General features: G+C 69.8%; 16 protein-coding genes. 8 read left to right on the top strand and 8 right to left on the bottom strand.

All coding sequences use genetic code 11. The annotated features are described in order from the left end of the window. The first annotated feature begins 17 nt into the window (after nucleotides 1–17). Nucleotides 18–521: a hypothetical protein gene (locus VHD82_RS15075; RefSeq protein ID WP_325703040.1), complete on the top strand. Its 504-nt coding sequence runs from the start codon at nucleotides 18–20 to the stop codon at nucleotides 519–521. 75 nt (nucleotides 522–596) lie between these two features. On the opposite strand, the gene folP is transcribed toward VHD82_RS15075, so the two are convergent. Continuing rightward, nucleotides 597–1,409: a dihydropteroate synthase gene (folP, locus tag VHD82_RS15070; RefSeq protein ID WP_325703327.1), complete on the bottom strand. Its 813-nt coding sequence runs from the start codon at nucleotides 1,407–1,409 to the stop codon at nucleotides 597–599. A 150-nt stretch (nucleotides 1,410–1,559) separates the two neighbouring features. On the opposite strand from folP, the gene VHD82_RS15065 reads away from it, so the two are divergent. Further along, nucleotides 1,560–2,204, top strand: coding sequence for a TetR/AcrR family transcriptional regulator (locus VHD82_RS15065; RefSeq protein WP_325703037.1), 645 nt, complete (start codon nucleotides 1,560–1,562; stop codon nucleotides 2,202–2,204). 59 nt (nucleotides 2,205–2,263) lie between these two features. Here the strand turns inward: VHD82_RS15065 and rpsA are convergent, their stop codons facing one another. Further along, on the bottom strand, nucleotides 2,264–3,763 hold the full coding sequence (gene rpsA, locus VHD82_RS15060; protein WP_325703034.1) for a 30S ribosomal protein S1: 1,500 nt from the start codon (nucleotides 3,761–3,763) through the stop codon (nucleotides 2,264–2,266). Between the two features lie 212 nt (nucleotides 3,764–3,975). On the opposite strand from rpsA, the gene VHD82_RS15055 reads away from it, so the two are divergent. From VHD82_RS15055 to VHD82_RS15035, 5 genes are all read left to right on the top strand, one after another. After that, nucleotides 3,976–4,875, top strand: coding sequence for a class I SAM-dependent methyltransferase (locus VHD82_RS15055; protein ID WP_325703031.1), 900 nt, complete (start codon nucleotides 3,976–3,978; stop codon nucleotides 4,873–4,875). Continuing rightward, entirely contained in the window at nucleotides 4,875–5,795 is a 921-nt protein-coding gene (locus VHD82_RS15050) for a GNAT family N-acetyltransferase (RefSeq protein ID WP_325703028.1), read from the top strand. Before VHD82_RS15055 ends, VHD82_RS15050 begins: the two co-directional genes overlap by 1 nt. A gap of 83 nt (nucleotides 5,796–5,878) precedes the next feature. Continuing rightward, the gene (locus tag VHD82_RS15045; RefSeq protein ID WP_325703026.1) at nucleotides 5,879–6,496 is read left to right on the top strand and encodes an ABC transporter ATP-binding protein; all 618 of its coding nucleotides are present in this window, start codon (nucleotides 5,879–5,881) and stop codon (nucleotides 6,494–6,496) included. After that, entirely contained in the window at nucleotides 6,493–8,373 is a 1,881-nt protein-coding gene (locus VHD82_RS15040; RefSeq protein ID WP_325703023.1) for a YhgE/Pip domain-containing protein, read from the top strand. Before VHD82_RS15045 ends, VHD82_RS15040 begins: the two co-directional genes overlap by 4 nt. Then, on the top strand, nucleotides 8,370–9,020 hold the full coding sequence (locus VHD82_RS15035; RefSeq protein WP_325703020.1) for a TetR/AcrR family transcriptional regulator: 651 nt from the start codon (nucleotides 8,370–8,372) through the stop codon (nucleotides 9,018–9,020). Before VHD82_RS15040 ends, VHD82_RS15035 begins: the two co-directional genes overlap by 4 nt. On the opposite strand, the gene VHD82_RS15030 is transcribed toward VHD82_RS15035, so the two are convergent. Next, nucleotides 8,926–9,534, bottom strand: a complete 609-nt coding sequence (locus VHD82_RS15030) for a hypothetical protein (protein ID WP_325703017.1) — start codon at nucleotides 9,532–9,534, stop codon at nucleotides 8,926–8,928. The two genes, VHD82_RS15035 and VHD82_RS15030, sit on opposite strands and share 95 nt — an antisense overlap. A gap of 556 nt (nucleotides 9,535–10,090) precedes the next feature. Beyond that, on the bottom strand, nucleotides 10,091–12,826 hold the full coding sequence (polA, locus tag VHD82_RS15025) for a DNA polymerase I (RefSeq protein WP_325703014.1): 2,736 nt from the start codon (nucleotides 12,824–12,826) through the stop codon (nucleotides 10,091–10,093). Between the two features lie 62 nt (nucleotides 12,827–12,888). Between polA and VHD82_RS15020 the strand changes: the two genes are divergently transcribed. Continuing rightward, nucleotides 12,889–13,326: a hotdog fold thioesterase gene (locus VHD82_RS15020; protein ID WP_325703012.1), complete on the top strand. Its 438-nt coding sequence runs from the start codon at nucleotides 12,889–12,891 to the stop codon at nucleotides 13,324–13,326. Nucleotides 13,327–13,379: 53 nt separating this feature from the next. Here the strand turns inward: VHD82_RS15020 and VHD82_RS15015 are convergent, their stop codons facing one another. From VHD82_RS15015 to VHD82_RS15000, 4 genes are read right to left on the bottom strand one after another with little or no spacing between them, the layout of a single operon-like run. Then, nucleotides 13,380–14,093: an ABC transporter ATP-binding protein gene (locus tag VHD82_RS15015; protein WP_325703010.1), complete on the bottom strand. Its 714-nt coding sequence runs from the start codon at nucleotides 14,091–14,093 to the stop codon at nucleotides 13,380–13,382. Further along, nucleotides 14,080–14,997, bottom strand: a complete 918-nt coding sequence (locus VHD82_RS15010; protein ID WP_325703007.1) for an ABC transporter ATP-binding protein — start codon at nucleotides 14,995–14,997, stop codon at nucleotides 14,080–14,082. The genes VHD82_RS15015 and VHD82_RS15010 overlap by 14 nt, the downstream gene beginning before the upstream one ends. Further along, nucleotides 14,997–16,070: a branched-chain amino acid ABC transporter permease gene (locus tag VHD82_RS15005; RefSeq protein WP_325703004.1), complete on the bottom strand. Its 1,074-nt coding sequence runs from the start codon at nucleotides 16,068–16,070 to the stop codon at nucleotides 14,997–14,999. Before VHD82_RS15005 ends, VHD82_RS15010 begins: the two co-directional genes overlap by 1 nt. Continuing rightward, nucleotides 16,067–17,071 (bottom strand): branched-chain amino acid ABC transporter permease, encoded by a 1,005-nt coding sequence (locus VHD82_RS15000; RefSeq protein ID WP_325703001.1) that lies wholly within the window; start codon nucleotides 17,069–17,071, stop codon nucleotides 16,067–16,069. The genes VHD82_RS15005 and VHD82_RS15000 overlap by 4 nt, the downstream gene beginning before the upstream one ends. Nucleotides 17,072–17,137: the final 66 nt, after the last annotated feature.

Below are 17,137 nucleotides of genomic sequence, written 5' to 3'. Positions count from 1 at the left end.
GTGAAACGGAGGAGACCGTGATCGCCCAGACCACTCAGGTCGACGACATCCGGCTGGTCGCGCTGCCCAGTGCCGTCAACTGCGCCGAGATGTTCGTGCGGTTCACCCTCGCGGAATGGTCGCTGCGCCCGCTGGTCACCGAAGCCACGCGGATCACCCGGCACCTCGTACACGCCTCGGTCGTCGGCGCGCGCACTGCCGCACCAAGGTTTCTGACCGTCCGGCTCCGCCTGCACGGGGACGCGCTGGTGATCGAGCTGGACGACGACCTGCCCGGCGAGCCGCCCGAGCTGCCGGGCGCGCAGATCAACGCCGTGACCCTGCCCGGCGAGCGCCGCAACATCTGGTCGGAACTGCCGCTGCCCACCGGCATGTCGGCAGCGGCGGTGCCGCTGCCGCAGCGGCTGCCCGCCCGCACCCCGCAGCAGCAGCCGGAGTATCCGCCGGAGCAGACCAGGATGGACGCGGATTCGCAGATCCTGCAACGAGTTCTGTACGGCTTGAACCGCGGGGAACGCTGAGCCTCGACAAGGGGCCTCACGGAAAGCGCTTTCAACCCGCCGGGCGCAGCGGTGTGTCCACTCGGGACTGCCCGCTCAGGCCAAGCCGCGGATCGCCCGCGCGGGCGGCCGGTCGCCTTGGATGGCGGCCACCATTTCCAGCACCCGCCGCGTCTGGCGCACCTCGTGCACCCGGAACACCTGCGCCCCGTCCCGTGCCGCGAGCGCCGTCGCCGCGAGCGTGCCGTCCAGTCGCTCTTCCAGTTCCACACCGAGCGTCTCGCCCACGAAGTCCTTATTGGACAGTGCCATCAGCACCGGCCAGCCCGTGGCGGCGAGGACGTCCGCGTGACGGAGCAGAGTCAGGCTGTGCCAGGTGTTCTTGCCGAAGTCGTGCGTGGGATCGATCAGCACCCCGCCCCGCGGCACCCCGAGCGCGACCACCTTCTCGGCGCGGCGCGTGGTTTCCTCCACCACCTCGCGCACCAGATCCTCGTAGCGCACGCGAAAAGGCCGCGTCCGCGGGATGGCGCCACCAGTGTGCGAGCAGACGTAGCCCGCGCCGAACTCCGCGGCCACTTCGGCCAGTTGCTCGTCCGCGCCCGCCCAGGTGTCGTTCAGCAGGTCGGCACCGGCCTCACAGGCCAGCCGCCCGACCTCGTGCCGCCACGTGTCCACGCTGATCACCAGCTCCGGATGCCGGCGCCGGATCTCCGCGACGAACGGCACCACCCGGCGGATCTCCTCGGCCACGTCCACGTCGCTGCCCGGCCCCGCCTTCACACCGCCGACATCCACGATGTCCGCGCCCTCGGCGACGACCCTGTCCACGTTCTCCAGCGCGGGCGCGTCCTCGAAGGACGCGCCGTGGTCGTAGAAGGAATCGGGGGTGCGGTTGACGATGGCCATGACGAGGGCGCGGTCCCGCACGACCGGCCGGCCGCGGAAGGTGAGTTCTACTGGAGACACGCCTCCATCATGCCTGGCACGGCGAACCGCCATCACGAACGGCACCGTATAGCCTGAGTTCCTCTCAGGAGACCCGAAGGGGGTGCGCGGATGGCCACCCGACATGGTCGGACCGGAGCTGCCGAGCAGGACAGCCGCGAACGGTTCCTCCAGGCCGCGCTGACGGTGCTCGTCGAGCGGGGCGTCGCGGGCCTGACCGTGCGCGGGCTGGCGGAAGCCGCCGGCACGTCGACCATCGGGGTCTACACCCGCTTCGGCGGCCGCACGGGTGTGCTGGACGCCTTGTACGAGCGCACTTTCGAACTCCTGCAAGAGGAACTGGACCGGGTGCCGGAAGCCCGCGGGGATGTCGAGGCGGATGTGCTCGCCTTCGCCGACGCGTATCGCGGGTTCGCTCTGGAGAGCCCGGCCCGGTACGCGTTCATGTTCGAGCGCGCGGTGCCGGGTTACGACCCGGATCCGGATCTGCGGACGCTGGCCCAGCGCACGTGCTACGACCTGCTCGCCAAGCGCGTCCGCCCGGCCGCTCCCCCGGGCTGGGACCCGGACGTCGCCGGGTATCTCGTGTGGACGACCATGCACGGCCTCGTGAGCCTCGAACTCACGCACCGCACTCGCCACCCGCCGCCCGGCTGGTTCCTGCGGCCCTCGGACGACTCGTACTGCCAGGTGTACCGCCAGGGCCTGACCACGATGCTCGGCGGCCTGTCCGCCCGCGGCCCCGGTCTCGCCTGAGCCACAACGGAAAACGGCCCCCGGTTCACACGGAACCGGGGGCCGTTCTCAGTCAGCGATCACGCACCGCCGGAGAGCTTCTCCCGCAGCGCGGCCAGCTGCTCGTCACTGGCCAGGGTGCCCCCGGTGCTCTTCGAGCCCGAGTCCGCCGGAGAGGAGCTGTAGCTCTGCTCGCCACCGTCCACACCGGTCGCGGCGTCCGCCGCCGCGGCGGCGTCGGCCTCGGCGGCCTTGGTGACCTGGCGCATGTGGGCCTCGTAGCGCTCGTGGGCCTCGGCGTACTGCCGCTCCCACTCCTCGCGCTGCTTGTCGAAGCCTTCCTGCCACTCCTGGGTGTCGGGGTCGAAGCCCTCGGGGTAGATGTAGTTGCCGGCCTCGTCGTACTCGGCGGCCATGCCGTACTGCGTCGGGTCGAACTCGGTGTCCGGGCTGACGCCCTCGTTGGCCTGCTTGAGCGACAGCGAGATGCGACGGCGCTCGAGGTCGATGTCGATGACCTTGACCATGACCTCGCCGCCGACCTGGACGACCTGCTCCGGGATCTCCACGTGGCGCTCGGCCAGCTCGGAGATGTGCACCAGGCCCTCGATGCCCTCCTCGACGCGGACGAACGCGCCGAACGGGACGAGCTTGGTGACCTTGCCCGGCACGATCTGGCCGATCGCGTGGGTGCGGGCGAACTGGCGCCACGGGTCTTCCTGGGTGGCCTTCAGCGACAGGGACACGCGCTCGCGGTCCATGTCCACGTCGAGCACCTCGACGGTGACCTCCTGGCCGACCTCGACGACCTCGGACGGGTGGTCGATGTGCTTCCAGGACAGCTCGGAGACGTGCACCAGGCCGTCGACACCGCCGAGGTCCACGAAGGCACCGAAGTTGACGATGGACGACACGACGCCCTTGCGGACCTGGCCCTTGGCCAGCGCGTTGAGGAACTCGCTGCGCACCTCGGACTGGGTCTGCTCGAGGTAGGCCCGCCGCGACAGCACCACGTTGTTGCGGTTCTTGTCCAGCTCGATGATCTTGGCCTCGAGCTCGCGGCCCACGTAGGGCTGCAGGTCGCGCACGCGGCGCATCTCCACCAGCGAGGCGGGCAGGAAGCCGCGCAGGCCGATGTCGAGGATCAGGCCGCCCTTGACGACCTCGATGACGGTGCCCTTGACGGGCTCGTCCTTCTCCTTGAGCTCCTCGATCGTGCCCCAGGCGCGCTCGTACTGGGCGCGCTTCTTGGACAGGATCAGCCGGCCTTCCTTGTCCTCCTTCTGGAGGACGAGGGCCTCGACCTCGTCACCGACGCTGACGACCTCGCCGGGATCGACATCATGCTTGATGGACAGTTCACGCGAGGGGATGACGCCCTCGGTCTTGTACCCGATGTCGAGCAGCACCTCATCGCGATCGACCTTGACGATGGTGCCCTCAACGATGTCGCCGTCGTTGAAGTACTTGATCGTCTTGTCGATCGCGGCGAGGAAGTCTTCCTCCGACCCGATGTCGTTGATAGCGACCTGCTGGGCCTGAGCGCTGGCCGTCGGGACGGTGGTGGTGTCGGTGGTCATTAGGTGGGTTGCTCCGGTAACGGCTGGGAATCAGTGGGTTTGCAGTTTGCGTGCGCCGCGGGAAACGACGGCAGAACAGAGCAAACGTTCCTGCGAACGACCGCGAGCCTCCACCGCCGAGAAGTGCGCGACCCGGGACCCGGCACGATCCTCACCGGGTGCGAAGGTAGCGCGAACCCACTGCGCTGGAGATAGCGTACGCGGTCGCCCGTATGCGGCACAAACAGGGTCTCCTGTACCGAACCCGGCTCGGGGACGGGAACATTGCGACCGTGACACCGCAGGATCGCCACGCCAGCGCCGAGAACCGCCTCGGCACCGTCGGCGTCGCCCACCGTCAGGTGGGCCGGCGCGAAGCCACCGCGGCCAGTCTGGCCTGGTGGGACGCCGACGCCGACGACTACCAGGCCGAACACGGCGGTTTTCTGGGTGACGCGGACTTCGTCTGGTGCCCCGAAGGGCTGCGTGAAGCCGACGCCGCCTTGCTCGGCGGCGTGGCCGGCCTGCGCGTGGCCGAAATCGGCTGCGGTCAGGCCGCGTGCTCGCGCTGGCTGGCGAGCCAGGGCGCGAGCCCGTACGCGATCGACTTGTCCGGTGGAATGCTGCGGCATGCTGTCCGTGCCAACGCCGCCACCGGGATCGATATTCCGCTGATCCAGGCGAGCGCCGAAGAAATTCCGCTGGCCACCGCGAGCATGGACGCCGCGTGCTCCGCGTTCGGGGCGATCCCGTTCGTCGCGTCGGCCGAAGCCGTGTTCACCGAACTGCACCGGGTGCTGCGGCCGGGCGCGCCCTGGGTGTTCGCGGTGAACCACCCGATGCGGTGGATTTTCCCCGACGATCCCGGGCCGCACGGCCTCACCGCGACCCAGCCGTATTTCGACCGCACGCCGTACGTGGAGATCGACGCGGCAGGCCGCGCGACCTACGTCGAGTACCACCGCACTCTCGGCGACTACGTGCGCGCGCTGACCGGTACCGGATTCCGGCTGGAGAACCTGGTCGAACCGGAATGGCCGGCCGGGCACGAGCGGGTGTGGGGTCAGTGGAGTCCCTTGCGCGGCAAGCTTTTCCCGGGCACCGCGATCTTCGTGACGCGCCGGGAGTCCTGATGACCGGCGGCGCGCTGCTGATCACCCAGAAGGCACGGTTCGCGGCCGCCGACCCGCTGGTGCCCGCGCCCGCCGGCCTGCCCGACGGCGAACTGCTCACGGCCGCGACCGCCGACGGCACCCAGGTCTCCGCGGTGCTGCAGGCAGTGACCCACGCCGAGGATTCGCTCGACCTGTTGTGGTCGGCCCAGCGGGTGTGGCAGCTGTTCCCCTTCCCCGGGGAGACCGGCACCGAGGGCGTGGACGTGCTGCTGAAGGCGTGGCGCCATCGGATGGACGCCGAATCCCCCGGCCCGGATTCCGCGTGCACGGTCACCTGGCCCAGCCGCGACGCCCCGGCGATCCACGCCTTCCTGGCGCACGGACTGCTGCCGGCCTCGGTGCTCGCGGTCCGCACCGCGGAGCCGGAGGTCCCGGCGGCGCCACGCGATCTGACGATCCGCCGCGCCCGGCCCGAAGACTTCGAAGAGACGCTCGAGCTGATCGCGCTGACCTTCGACTACACCGCGCAGGTGACGTTGCGGGCCCGGCCGGACGCCAGGGAGCTGATCGCCCCGCAGCTGCGGCGCACGCTCGAAGCGGGGGCGCCGGTCTGGCTCGCCGAGAGCGAAGGCGTGGCCGTCGCGGTGGCGGACTGCGGCTGGGTCGAGGCCGCGCCGGGCACCTGGGCCGCCGAACTGCTGCCGGTGGGCCGCTGGGGTTACGTGAACAACGTGGCCACCCGGCCGGAGGCGCGCGGCGGCGGGGTCGGCCGGGCGCTGATGGCCGCTGTGCACCGGGATTTCCGGCGCGGCGGGGCCATCGGGACCTATCTGTATTTCAACCCGACCAACCCGCTCGCCGCACAGTTCTGGCCCCGGCAGGGGTACCGTCCACTGTGGACGTACTGGGAGGTCCAGCCCGCTTCGGCGTTGCGCTGACCACATCCGGACCACTCCGAGTTGCGGGGTGCGCCCGCCGGCCGTAGCTTTTGTACTGACCAGTCAGTTCAAAAGGAGCGCTCGTGCAGGTGCACGCAGACCGGGTGTCGATCGAGGGGCCGCACGGCACCCTCCTGCCCCCGACCTCATTGACCGTCGCCGACGGCGAGCTCGCGTTCGTGCACGGTGTGCCCGGCGCCGGGGTGACCGCCTTCGGCCTCGCGCTCACCGGGCGGATGCGGCCCGGCACCGGCGTCGTCACCATCGACGGCAAGACCGACCCCGCCCGGCTGCGGCGGCTCACCGCCGTTGTGGATGCGCCGGGCGTCAGCGAACCGGACGGCGCGCTGTCGCTGCGGGTCGTCGCCGGGGAAGAGCTCGCCCTCGGCGGGCGGCCCGCCGGCAAGGAGGACGTCGCCCGCTGGCTGTCGGAGCACGACGCGGCGGGTCTGGCGAACGTGCGCTTCGAGAACCTCGAACCGGCGGTGCGCACCCGCCTGCTGACCGCGCTCGCCGCGAACCGGCGCGGGGTGCGGATGCTCGTGCTCGACACCCCTGACCGGCACACCAGCGAGGTCTCCGACTGGGCGGACCTCGCCAGGAAACACGCCGAGGCCGGGCTGGCCGTCGTCGTGCTGACCGCCACCACCCCGCCCGGCGCCCTGCCCGCCACCCCGGCCCGGATCGGAGAGCAACCGTGACCAGCTTCCGGATCGCCGTCAACGAGCTGCGCCGGCTCACCGCGGGCACACTGCCGAAGCTCGCGATCGTGGCGCTCGTGCTGGTGCCACTGCTGTACGCGTCCTTCTACCTGTACGCGAACTACGACCCCTACGCCCGGCTGAGCAAGCTGCCCGCCGCGATCGTCAACGCCGACACCGGCTCCGGCGACCGGAACGTCGGGCACGAGGTGACCGGCGAGGTGGTCAAGTCCGGCACCTTCGGCTGGCACGAAACCTCCGCCGACGAAGCACAGCAGGGCGTCGAGAACGGCAAGTACTCCTTCGCGATCACCATCCCGAAGGACTTCTCCGCGGCGTTGCTGTCGTCCGGGAACTTCGCCCCGGAGCAGGCGACCATCCGGCTGACCACCAACGACGCCAATAACTATCTCTCGCACACGATCGCCAACCAGGTCGCCGAACAGATCCGCGGCACGATCGCGGAGAAGGTCGGCGCCGAGGCCGCGAACCGGTTCCTCATCGGCTTTTCCACGATCTACGGCAAAACCCAGGAAGCGGCCGACGGCGCCGCCAAACTCGCCGGCGGGGCGGCACAGTTGCAGAGCGGGCAGCAACAACTCGCCGACGGGGCGGCGCGGCTCGCGGCCGGGAGCAGTTCCCTCGCCAGCGGGCTGAACACGTTGAAGACGAGTACGTCCTCGTTGCCCGCGGACACGAAGAAGCTCGCCGACGGCGCCGCTCAGGTGTCCGCGGGCAACGCGCAGGTCGCGGCCGTCGGCGCCACGCTCGCCAACGGCTCGACGGACCTGCAGAACACGCTGAACAACGTCAACGACCAGCTGGCCCAACGACTTCGCGACAGCGGCCTGCCCGAAGCCCAGGTGCAGCAGGTGCTTTCCGTGCTGAAGGATCTCCGCTCCCCTGTCGACCAGGCCAACGCCCGCGTGCAGAGCGCCTCCGCGCAGCTGAACCAGCTCGCGAGCGGTGCCAGTCAGGTCGCCACCGGCGCCGCCACCCTCGCCGCGTCCGCCCCGCAGCTGACCAACGGCATCGCCCAAGCCTCCGACGGCGCGAACTCGTTGTCCACCGGCGCGGCGAAGCTCGACGACGGGCAGAAGACCGCCCTGACCGGCAGCACCGATCTGGCCAACGGCGCCAGCCAGTTGCGCGACGGGCTGCGGGAGGGCCTGAACCAGATCCCCAACCCGAACGACCCGACCCGGACCGCGACCGCCGACACGATCGCCGACCCGGTGACCGTGGACAACGCCGGGGTGGCCTCGGCGGGCACCTACGGCGCCGGGCTCGCGCCGTTCTTCATCGCGCTGGCCACGTGGATCGGTGCGTTCGTGCTGTTCCTGTTGCTGCGCCCGCTTTCCACGCGGGCGATCGCGGCGGGGATCTCGCCGCTGCGGGTCGCGATCGGCGGCTGGCTCGCGGCGGCGGCGCTCGGAGTGGCGCAGGTGCTCGTGCTGTTCGGGGCGGTGACCTGGCTCGTCGGCATCCACGTCGCGCATCCGTGGGGCGCCATCGGGTTCGCGGTGCTGGCGTCGTTCACGTTCACCGCGATCGTGCACGCGCTCAACGCGATGTTCGGCGCCGTCGGCAAGTTCCTCGGCCTGGTTCTCCTGGTGCTGCAGCTGGTGAGCGCCGGCGGCACGTTCCCGTGGCAGACGCTGCCCGACGCGCTGTATCCGCTGCACGTCGTGCTACCCATGAGCTATGTCGTGGACGGCTTCCGGCATCTGTTCTACACCGGTGCTTCGCTGCGAAGCCTTGCCGACATCGGCGTACTGTGCGCCTACCTCGTCGCCGCCATCGCGGTCTCGGCGCTGGCGGCGCGCAAACAGCGAGTGTGGACCGTGTCGAAGCTGCAACCGGAGCTGAACCTGTGACGGCGACGAAGCAGCGCCTGTTCGAGGCCACCTTGAAACTCGCCGGCAGCCGGGGCCTGGTCGGGCTCACGGTCGACGACATCGCGGCCGAGGCCGGGGTCGCCAAGGGCACCGTCTACTACAACTTCGGCAGCAAGGACGGGCTGATCGACGCGCTGCTTCGCTACGGCGTCGGGCAGCTCGCCGACCGGCTGCGCGAGCACGAGGCCGAGCCGGACCCGGTGACCGGGCTGGAGTCCCTTGTGGACACCGGGCTGCAGTTCATCGCCGAATACCGGGGTTTCTCGCAGATTCTGGTGAGCGAGATGTGGCGCACCCCCGGCCAGTGGCACGAAACCCTCACGTTGATGCGCGAAGAAGTCGTCTCGATCGTCAAGGCGCAGCTGCAGCGGGTGGCCGACGCCGGGCGGCTGCCGCCGGAGGTGGACGTGTCCACGGCCGCGGCCGGGTTGTTCGGCACGCTGCTGGTGGTCGCGCTGGACTGGCAGGTGTTCCAGACCCAGCGCAGCCGGGCCGAAGTCCGCGATTCGGTGCTGATGTTGTTACGCGGATTCACCACACGAGCGGACGCGACTGACCCACCTGATGCAGTGACGCGGGGCGCCCGGCGGCGGCCCGGCTCACCGCGTCCAGCACCGCGTCACTGATTTCGGCGTGCCCGAGCGGGCGGTTGCCGCCCAGCTCGGAGATGGCGCCGACGAGCACGAGCTGGGTGGGGTGCGCCGCCAGCACCGGTTCGGCCTCGGTCTGCGGGCCGCCCGCGCCGCGGACCTCGACCACCGGCGCGCCCGGGGCGAGCAGCCGTTCGCACGCGCCGAGCACCGAACGCCGGTACTGCTCGTGCACCCACGCGACCAGCAGATCGGCCGGTCCGCCGAGGACGCCTTCGGCTTTCGCGGCCAGTTCGCGCGGACGGTCCCAGTGCGCCTGGACCCAGATCGCGCGGGGCCGGCGTTTACCGTTCGCCTTGCCCCCGGTGGGCCGGTGCCCACGGGGGCGGAGCTTCGCGAGCGCGGCGATACCCGGTTTCGTGCCCGGCACGGCTATCGGGCTGTACCGGCGGCTCGGCAGCACCACGTGCCAGCCGTCGCCGACCAGCGCTTCGACCACCTCCGGCAGCATTCCGGTGCCTGCCAGGATGAGTGCCCGTCCGCCTGCCATGGCCCGACGCTACCTGCGCGCCCACCTCGTCGCAGGACGCCATCCGGGGCTTTTTCTTGTTGGAAACACGCTGTTCACAGCTTTCAGCCCCAGTCCTTGGACGGATCGAGGCGGCTGTACCGCTCGGTGGCTCCCGCATGACCTTCCCGGTTTCCGGGCCGTGCTGCGGCGGATCAGCCGGAACCCGGGCTGGTCCGGCCGCATGAGGATCAGCCGGCACCCGGGCTGGTCCGGCGGCCCGGCCGTGCGCCGGCGGAAATCCCCGATGCGCATGTCGCCGTCCCCCGTCAGCCCGGTGAAGCGACGCCTCCCCGCACGCGGCGGCGAATGCGCGGATACTGCGCCCATCGTGGCCGATCCGACCGACAGCCACGGCTATCCGCCCCGGGCAGGCGGCCGCCGGGCGGGCACGGCGGGCCTGCTTTTCGGTCGGACTGGCACGGGGTACCGCGACCAGCAGCGACCCGCGCCACGTCGATCGGCATGGTGCGCGTCCATCCAGTCCCTCGCGCGGCGCAGGTGCTCCACAGCCGGGCGGGCCGCCGCCGTGGTCACGTCAGTGCGCCGCGTCGTTCCAGGAACGACCAGAGCCGACGGAGACCTCCAGCGGCACGGCGAGGTCGTAGGCGCTGCCCATTTCCTTGCGCACCAAGGCTTCCACCTGCTCGTGCTCGCCGTCGACGATCTCCAGCACCAATTCGTCGTGCACCTGCAGCAGCAGCCTGCTCGACAGTTCGGAGGACTTCAGCGCGCGCTGCACGTTCAGCATCGCGACCTTGATGATGTCCGCCGCGCTGCCCTGGATGGGCGCGTTGAGCGCCATCCGCTCGGCCATCTCCCGGCGCTGCCGGTTGTCGCTGTTGAGGTCGGGCAGGTACCGGCGGCGGCCGAAGATCGTCTCGGTGTAGCCGCTCTTGGCCGCGACCGCGACGACGCTCTGCAGGTAGTCGCGCACGCCGCCGAACCGGTCGAAGTAGTCGTCCATCAGCGTTTTGGCCTCCTCGGTGGAGATCCGCAGCTGGTTGGACAACCCGTACGCGGACAGGCCGTAGGCCAGCCCGTAGTTCATCGCCTTGATCTTGGCCCGCTGCGCGCCCGTGACCGCCTCGGGCTCGACGCCGAACACCTTCGCCGCGGTGGCCGCGTGGAAGTCGAACCCGGACTGGAACGCCTCGATCAGCGCCGCGTCCTCGGACAGATGCGCCATGATCCGCATCTCGATCTGGCTGTAGTCCGCGGTCATCAGCTCGGCGTACCCGGGGCCGACGACGAACGCGTCGCGGATGCGGCGGCCTTCGTCGGTGCGGATCGGGATGTTCTGCAGGTTCGGGTCCACCGAGGACAGCCGCCCGGTGGCCGCGATCGTCTGGTGCAGGGTGGTGTGGATCCGGCCGTCGTCCGCTATCGCCTTGATCAGACCCTCCACAGTGGACCGCAGCCTGGTGGCGTCACGGTGCTCCAGCAGGTGCTGCAGGAACGGGTGCTCGGTCTTCTCGTACAGCGTCTGCAGCGCGTCCGCGTCGGTGGTGTACCCGGTCTTGGTGCGCTTGGTCTTGGGCATCTGCAGCTCGTCGAACAGCACCACCTGCAGCTGCTTCGGCGAGCCGAGGTTGATCTGCTTGCCGATCACGGCGAACGCGTCCGCCTCGGCCTGGCGCACCCGGGACGCGTAGTGCGACTCCAGATCCGTCAGCTGCTCGACGTCGACCGCCACCCCGGCGGCCTCCACCTCGGTGATCACCCCCAGCAGCGGCAGCTCGATCTCGGCCAGCAGCTTGCTGCCGCCCAGCTTGTCCAGCTCCTCGGCGAGCGCCCCGGCCAGCTCGGCCACCGCGCGCGCCCGCACCAGTTCGCCGCTGACCAGCTTCTGCTCGCCCTGGTCCTCGTCGAGCAGCGAAAGCTGGCCGTCACCCTCGCCGTCGTCGGAGCGCAGCTCGCGGTGCAGGTAGCGCAGGGCCAGGTCGTCCAGCTCGAAGGTGCGCTGGCCCGGCCGGGCCAGGTACGCGGCCAGCGCGGTGTCCATCCGCAGGCCCGCGAGCGCCCAGCCGCGGGCCAGCAGCCCGTGCAGCGCCACCTTCAGCGAATGGCCGACCTTGCCGATGGCCGGGTCGGCGAGCCACGTGGCGAGCGCCTTCTCGTCCGCTGCGTCCATTGTGGACAGATCGACGTAAGCGCCCTGCCCGTCCAGTGCGGCGAAGGCGATCGACTGTACATCCGAGGTGACCGAGGAACCGGTGGTGCGGAAAGACAATCCGGCCGGCTTGCCCTCGCCGGTGTGCTCGGCCAGCCACGCGGTGAGCGCGCCCGCCGGCAGCGCGGCACCACTGACTTCGAAACCCTGGTCGGCCTCGGGCTCGGCGCTCTGCAGGGTGGCGAACAGCCTGTCCCGCAGCACGCGGAACTCCAGCTCGTCGAACAGCCGGTGCACCGCCTCGCGATCCCACGGGCGCAGCGCCAGCTCGTCCGGCGTGGCCTCCAGCTGCACGTCCCGCACCAGCTCGGTGAGCTGCCGGTTGAGCAGCACCGCATCCAGGTGGGCGCGCAGCGCGTCGCCGACCTTGCCCTTGACCTCGTCCACACGGTCGATCAGGTCGTTGAGCGAGCCGAACTGCTGGATCCACTTGGTGGCCGTCTTCTCCCCCACCCCGGGAATGCCGGGCAGGTTGTCCGACGGGTCGCCGCGCAGGGCCGCGAAATCCGGGTACTGGGCCGGGGTGAGGCCGTACTTGCCGGTGACCGCCGCCGGGTCGTAGCGGACCAGGTCGGACACGCCCTTGCGCGGGTAGAGCACCGTCACCGCGTCACCGACCAGCTGCAGCGCGTCCCTGTCGCCGGTACAGATCAGGACCTCGTAGCCCTCGCCGACGGCCTGCGTGGTGAGCGTGGCGATGATGTCGTCGGCCTCGTAGCCCTCCTTGGCCAGCACCGGGATGCCGAGCACCGCGAGCACGTCCTTGACCAGGTCGACCTGGCCCTTGAAATCGTCCGGGGTGGCGGAGCGGCCGGCCTTGTACTCGGCGTAGCGCTCCGAGCGGAAGGTCTGCCGGGAAACGTCGAACGCCACCGCCAGGTGCGTGGGCTGCTCGTCGCGCAGCAGGTTGATCAGCATCGAGGTGAACCCGAACACCGCGTTGGTGACCTGCCCGGTCGACGTGCGGAAATTGTCCGCCGGGATGGCGAAAAAGGCACGGTAGGCCATCGAATGGCCGTCGATCAGCAACAGGCGCGGCCGCTCCGCGGTGGCCGTTGTCGCTGTGGCGTTCGCTACTGACTGCTTCTGGCTGGGGCTCACGGGAGCGAGTCTAGGGTGAGGGTCTGACAGCTTTGCCTGTCGTATCGATTTAGGAGCGTTGCGTGACCGAACACCTCTCGGAAGACTTCCGCGAACAGCTGGCCGGCATCAACCCGGCCGTCGCCGACCAGCAGCTCAACGACAAGATCGGGCTGGAACTGGTCGAGGTGACCGCGGAACGGGTCGTCGGCACGATGCCCGTCGCCGGCAACCTGCAGCCCTACGGTCTGTTGCACGGCGGGGCCAACGCGGTACTGGCCGAGGCGCTCGGTTCGACGGTCGCGGCGCTCAACGCCGGCGCGGACAAGATCACGCTCGGTTTCGAGCTGTCCTGCACCCACCACCGCGGCGTGCGCGGCGGTGTGGTCACCGGCACGGCGGTCCCGGTGCACGTCGGGCGCGGCACGATCACCACGGAGATCGTGCTGACCGACGAGCAGGGCAGGCGCACCTGCACCGCGCGGCTGAGCTGCATCGTGCGGGACCGGCCGAAAGCCTGACGCACCAACGAAAACGGGTCCCCGCCGCGGCGGGGGCCCGTCTCGCGCGTGGCTCAGGCGACGCCGAGGTACGCCTCCTTGATGGAGGGGTCGGCGAGCAGGTCCTTACCGGCACCCGTCTTGGTGATCTCACCGGTCTCCAGCACATACGCGCGGTGGGCGCGGGAGAGCGCCTGCTGCGCGTTCTGCTCCACCAGCAGCACCGTGGTGCCCTGCTGGTTGATCTCGGTGATGATCTTGAAGATCTGGGCGATGAACTGCGGCGCCAGGCCCATCGACGGCTCGTCCAGCAGCAGCAGTTTCGGCTTGGCCATCAGGGCCCGGCCGATCGCCAGCATCTGCTGTTCCCCACCCGAAAGCGTGCCGCCGGCCTGGTTCCGCCGTTCCTGCAGGCGCGGGAACAGCTCGAACACCCGGTCCAGATCGGCCCGGAGACTCTTGCGGTCCTTGCGCGCGTACGCGCCCATGTCGAGGTTCTCGGCCACCGTCATGCCGGGGAACACGCCCCGGCCCTCGGGCACCTGCGAGATCCCCCGCACCACCCGCAGGTCGGCGCGCAGCTTGGTGATGTCCTCCCCGGCGAAGGTGATCCGGCCCGTGGACAGCGGCCGGATCCCGGAGATGGCCCGCATGGTGGTGGACTTGCCCGCACCGTTGGCCCCGATGAGGGCGACGATCTCGCCCTCGTCGACCGTGATCGACAGGCCGGTCACGGCCTGGATCCGGCCGTAGTGCACCGAAACCCCGTCCAGCTCAAGCAGCGTCATCTTCACTCACCCCCAGGTACGCGGCGATCACCGCCGGGTTCTCCCGGATCTCGGCCGGGACTCCTTCGGCGATCTTCTTGCCGAACTCCAGCACGACGATCCGGTCGGTCACACCCATGACCAGCCGCATGTCGTGCTCGATCAGCAGCACCGTGTACCCGTCGGAGCGGATCTTGCGGATCAGCTCCATGAGTTCTTCCTTCTCGGCCGGGTTGAACCCGGCCGCCGGCTCGTCCAGGCACAGCAGCTTCGGCTCGGTGGCCAGTGCCCGTGCGATCTCCAGCCGCCGCTGGTAGCCGTAGGGCAGGTTCTTCGCCTTGTCCGCGGCGCGGTCGGCGATGCCGACGAACTCCAGCAGCGCCATGGCCCGTTCGACAGCCGTCTTCTCTTCGTGGTGATGGCGCGGCAGCCGCAGCAGCGCGCCGATCACGCTGGTCTTGTGCCTGGCGTCCGCGCCGACCACCACGTTCTCCAGCGCGGTCATCTCGCCGAAGAGCCGGATGTTCTGGAACGTGCGGGCGATCCCGCGTTGCGTGATCTGGTGCCGGGACGCCTTCCCGATGGCCTTGTCCTCCAGCAGCACCTTGCCGGAGGTGGGCCGGTAGACCCCGGTCATCGCGTTGAAGCAGGTGGTCTTGCCGGCGCCGTTGGGCCCGATGAGGCCGAGGATCTCGCCCCGGCGGATCCCGAACGACACCGAGTCCAGCGCGGTCAGGCCGCCGAACTTCAGCGTGACTTCCTTGAGCTCCAACAGGGTTTCGCCGATTTCGACCTGGATCTCGCGGTCCGGGGCGACGGCTTCGGCGACCTCGGCCTCGTGTTCCGCGCGCTCTTCCGCGGACATGTGGGCGACCTCGGCGACGATGCCGCCTTCGAGGGGCGCCGGTTCTTCCGGGTTCGTCATCAGTTGCCCCCTCGCGGCTCGCTCGCCAGCGCGCTGTCGCCGCTGAGCTGCTCCCCACGGCCGATCAGCCGCTGGTAGGCCTGCCTGCCGCGGGCGAGCAGCCGTTGCCGCGCGCCCAGCAGACCCTGCGGACGGAAGATCATCAGCACGATCAGCGCGATCCCGAAGATGAGGAAGTTGTACTGCGCGATCTGCACGAACCGCAACGGCAGGTACGCCACCACGACCGCGCCCAGCAGCACGCCCACCTTGTTGCCCGCGCCGCCGAGCACCACCGCGGCCAGGAACAGCATCGAGGTCACCACGTCGAAGGACTGGTTGTTCACGAAGCCGACCTTGCCCGCGTAGAGCGCGCCCGACAGGCCGCCGATCGCGGCCCCGATGACGAAGGCCCAGATCTTGAACTTGTAGGTGGCCACACCCATGATCTCGGCGACGTCCTCGTCCTCGCGGATGGCCACCCACGCCCGGCCGACCCGCGACCGTTCCAGGTTCCCGACCAGCAGCAGCACCGCGACGATGATGGTGAGCGTCAGCCAGTACCACTGGGTGGCGTTCGCGAAGAACGGGTGGCCCTGCGCGTCGGTGGCGACGCCCTGGAAACCGGACTGGCCGCGCAACGGGGTCACGTTGTCGGCCAGCAGCCGGATGATCTCGCCGAACCCGAGCGTCACGATCGCCAGGTAATCGCCGCGCAGCCGCAGCGTCGGGGTACCCAGGATGACCCCGAAGATCATCGTGACCACCATCGCGACCGGCAGCGTCCACAGGTACGGCAGCTTGTGCAGCGTCGAGTTCGGGCTGGTGAACAGTGCCGCGACATACGCGCCGACGGCGAAGAACCCGACGTAGCCCAGGTCCAGCAGCCCGGCCTGGCCGACCACCACGTTCAGCCCGATGGCGACCAGCGCGTAGCGGGCCACGTCGAACATCGCGGTCGGGAAGTCGGTGCCGGTGGTGGCGATGATCGGCGGGTTGAGCAGCGGCAGGAAGTAGATGAGCACGACCAGCGGGACGAGAATGCCCCACTGGGCGGGCCGGGACAGCGCGTTCCAGCGCTCGCTGATTTTCATACTCGCGCCTTCCCCAGTGACTCGCCGAGGATCCCGGTCGGCCGGAACATCAGCACGATGATCAGCACGACGAACGCGACCACGTCCTTCCACTCGCCGCCGAACAGCGACTGGCCGTAGTTCTCCACCAGGCCCAGCAGGAACCCACCGACGATCGCGCCGCGCAGGTTCCCGATGCCACCGAGCACGGCGGCCGCGAAAGCCTTGATGCCCAGCAGGAATCCGCCGTTGTAGATGGCGCCCTGCGGGATGCGCATCATGTAGAACAGCGCGGCCGCGCCGGCCAGCAGGCCGCCGACGAGAAACGTCACCACGATGACGCGTTCCTTGTTCACGCCCATCAGGGTGGCGGTGTCGGGATCCTGTGCCACGGCACGGATCCCGCGGCCCATCCGGGTGCGGTTGACGAAGTAGTCGGCCACGAACCACAGCACGATCGCGGCGACGAAGAGGATGATCTGCACGTTCGTCACCACGGCGCCGAAGATCTTGAACAGCGGCTGCGGCTGCAGCAGCCGGATCTGGGGCTGCTGGTTGAGGCCGAAGATCAGTTTCAGCGTCTGCTGGATCGCGAACGACGCGCCGATCGCGGTGATCAGGAAGACCAGCCGTGGCGCGTTTCTGTTGCGCAGCGGGCGATACGCGATCCGCTCGAGCGCCACCGCGGTCGCGCCGGACACCACCATCGCGGCGATGCCCGCGATCGCCAGGAAGCCGATGACCTCGAAGACCGACAGGTCCGGGGTGTCACCGGAGCGGAAACCCAGCAGGTAGAAGGTGATCCAGGTGGCGAAGGCTCCCACCACGAACACCTCGGAGTGGGCGAAGTTGATGAGCTTGAGCACGCCGTAGACGAGCGTGTAGCCCAGTGCGATGAGGGCGTAGATACCGCCGAGGGAGAGGCCGTCGACGGTGTTGTTCCAGAACTGGTCGGCCAGGCCGTGGACATCGAACTGTATCCAGCTGTCGGCGTGGACCAAAGGCAGGGTCGCGGGGTTCAAGGATTCACTCTATTCCCGGGTACGGAGCGGGCATGCACGCGGCGGTCGGCCGCGTGCATGCCCGTG

This window comes from Amycolatopsis sp., assembly GCF_035546795.1.
Lineage (GTDB): Bacteria > Actinomycetota > Actinomycetes > Mycobacteriales > Pseudonocardiaceae > Amycolatopsis_E.
Note: the sequence above shows the minus strand (reverse complement) of the source record. Positions and strands in the feature narration are given on the sequence as shown.

What these genes read in the sequence shown, in the direction of transcription:
- folP (WP_325703327.1), bottom strand. Translation starts at nt 1,409, where the DNA reads ATGGCCATCGTCAACCGCACCCCCGATTCCTTCTACGACCACGGCGCG.
- VHD82_RS15065 (WP_325703037.1), top strand. Translation starts at nt 1,560, where the DNA reads ATGGCCACCCGACATGGTCGGACCGGAGCTGCCGAGCAGGACAGCCGC.
- rpsA (WP_325703034.1), bottom strand. Translation starts at nt 3,763, where the DNA reads ATGACCACCGACACCACCACCGTCCCGACGGCCAGCGCTCAGGCCCAG.
- VHD82_RS15055 (WP_325703031.1), top strand. Translation starts at nt 3,976, where the DNA reads ATGCGGCACAAACAGGGTCTCCTGTACCGAACCCGGCTCGGGGACGGG.
- VHD82_RS15050 (WP_325703028.1), top strand. Translation starts at nt 4,875, where the DNA reads ATGACCGGCGGCGCGCTGCTGATCACCCAGAAGGCACGGTTCGCGGCC.
- VHD82_RS15030 (WP_325703017.1), bottom strand. Translation starts at nt 9,534, where the DNA reads ATGGCAGGCGGACGGGCACTCATCCTGGCAGGCACCGGAATGCTGCCG.
- VHD82_RS15015 (WP_325703010.1), bottom strand. Translation starts at nt 14,093, where the DNA reads ATGACGCTGCTTGAGCTGGACGGGGTTTCGGTGCACTACGGCCGGATC.
- VHD82_RS15010 (WP_325703007.1), bottom strand. Translation starts at nt 14,997, where the DNA reads ATGACGAACCCGGAAGAACCGGCGCCCCTCGAAGGCGGCATCGTCGCC.
- VHD82_RS15005 (WP_325703004.1), bottom strand. Translation starts at nt 16,070, where the DNA reads ATGAAAATCAGCGAGCGCTGGAACGCGCTGTCCCGGCCCGCCCAGTGG.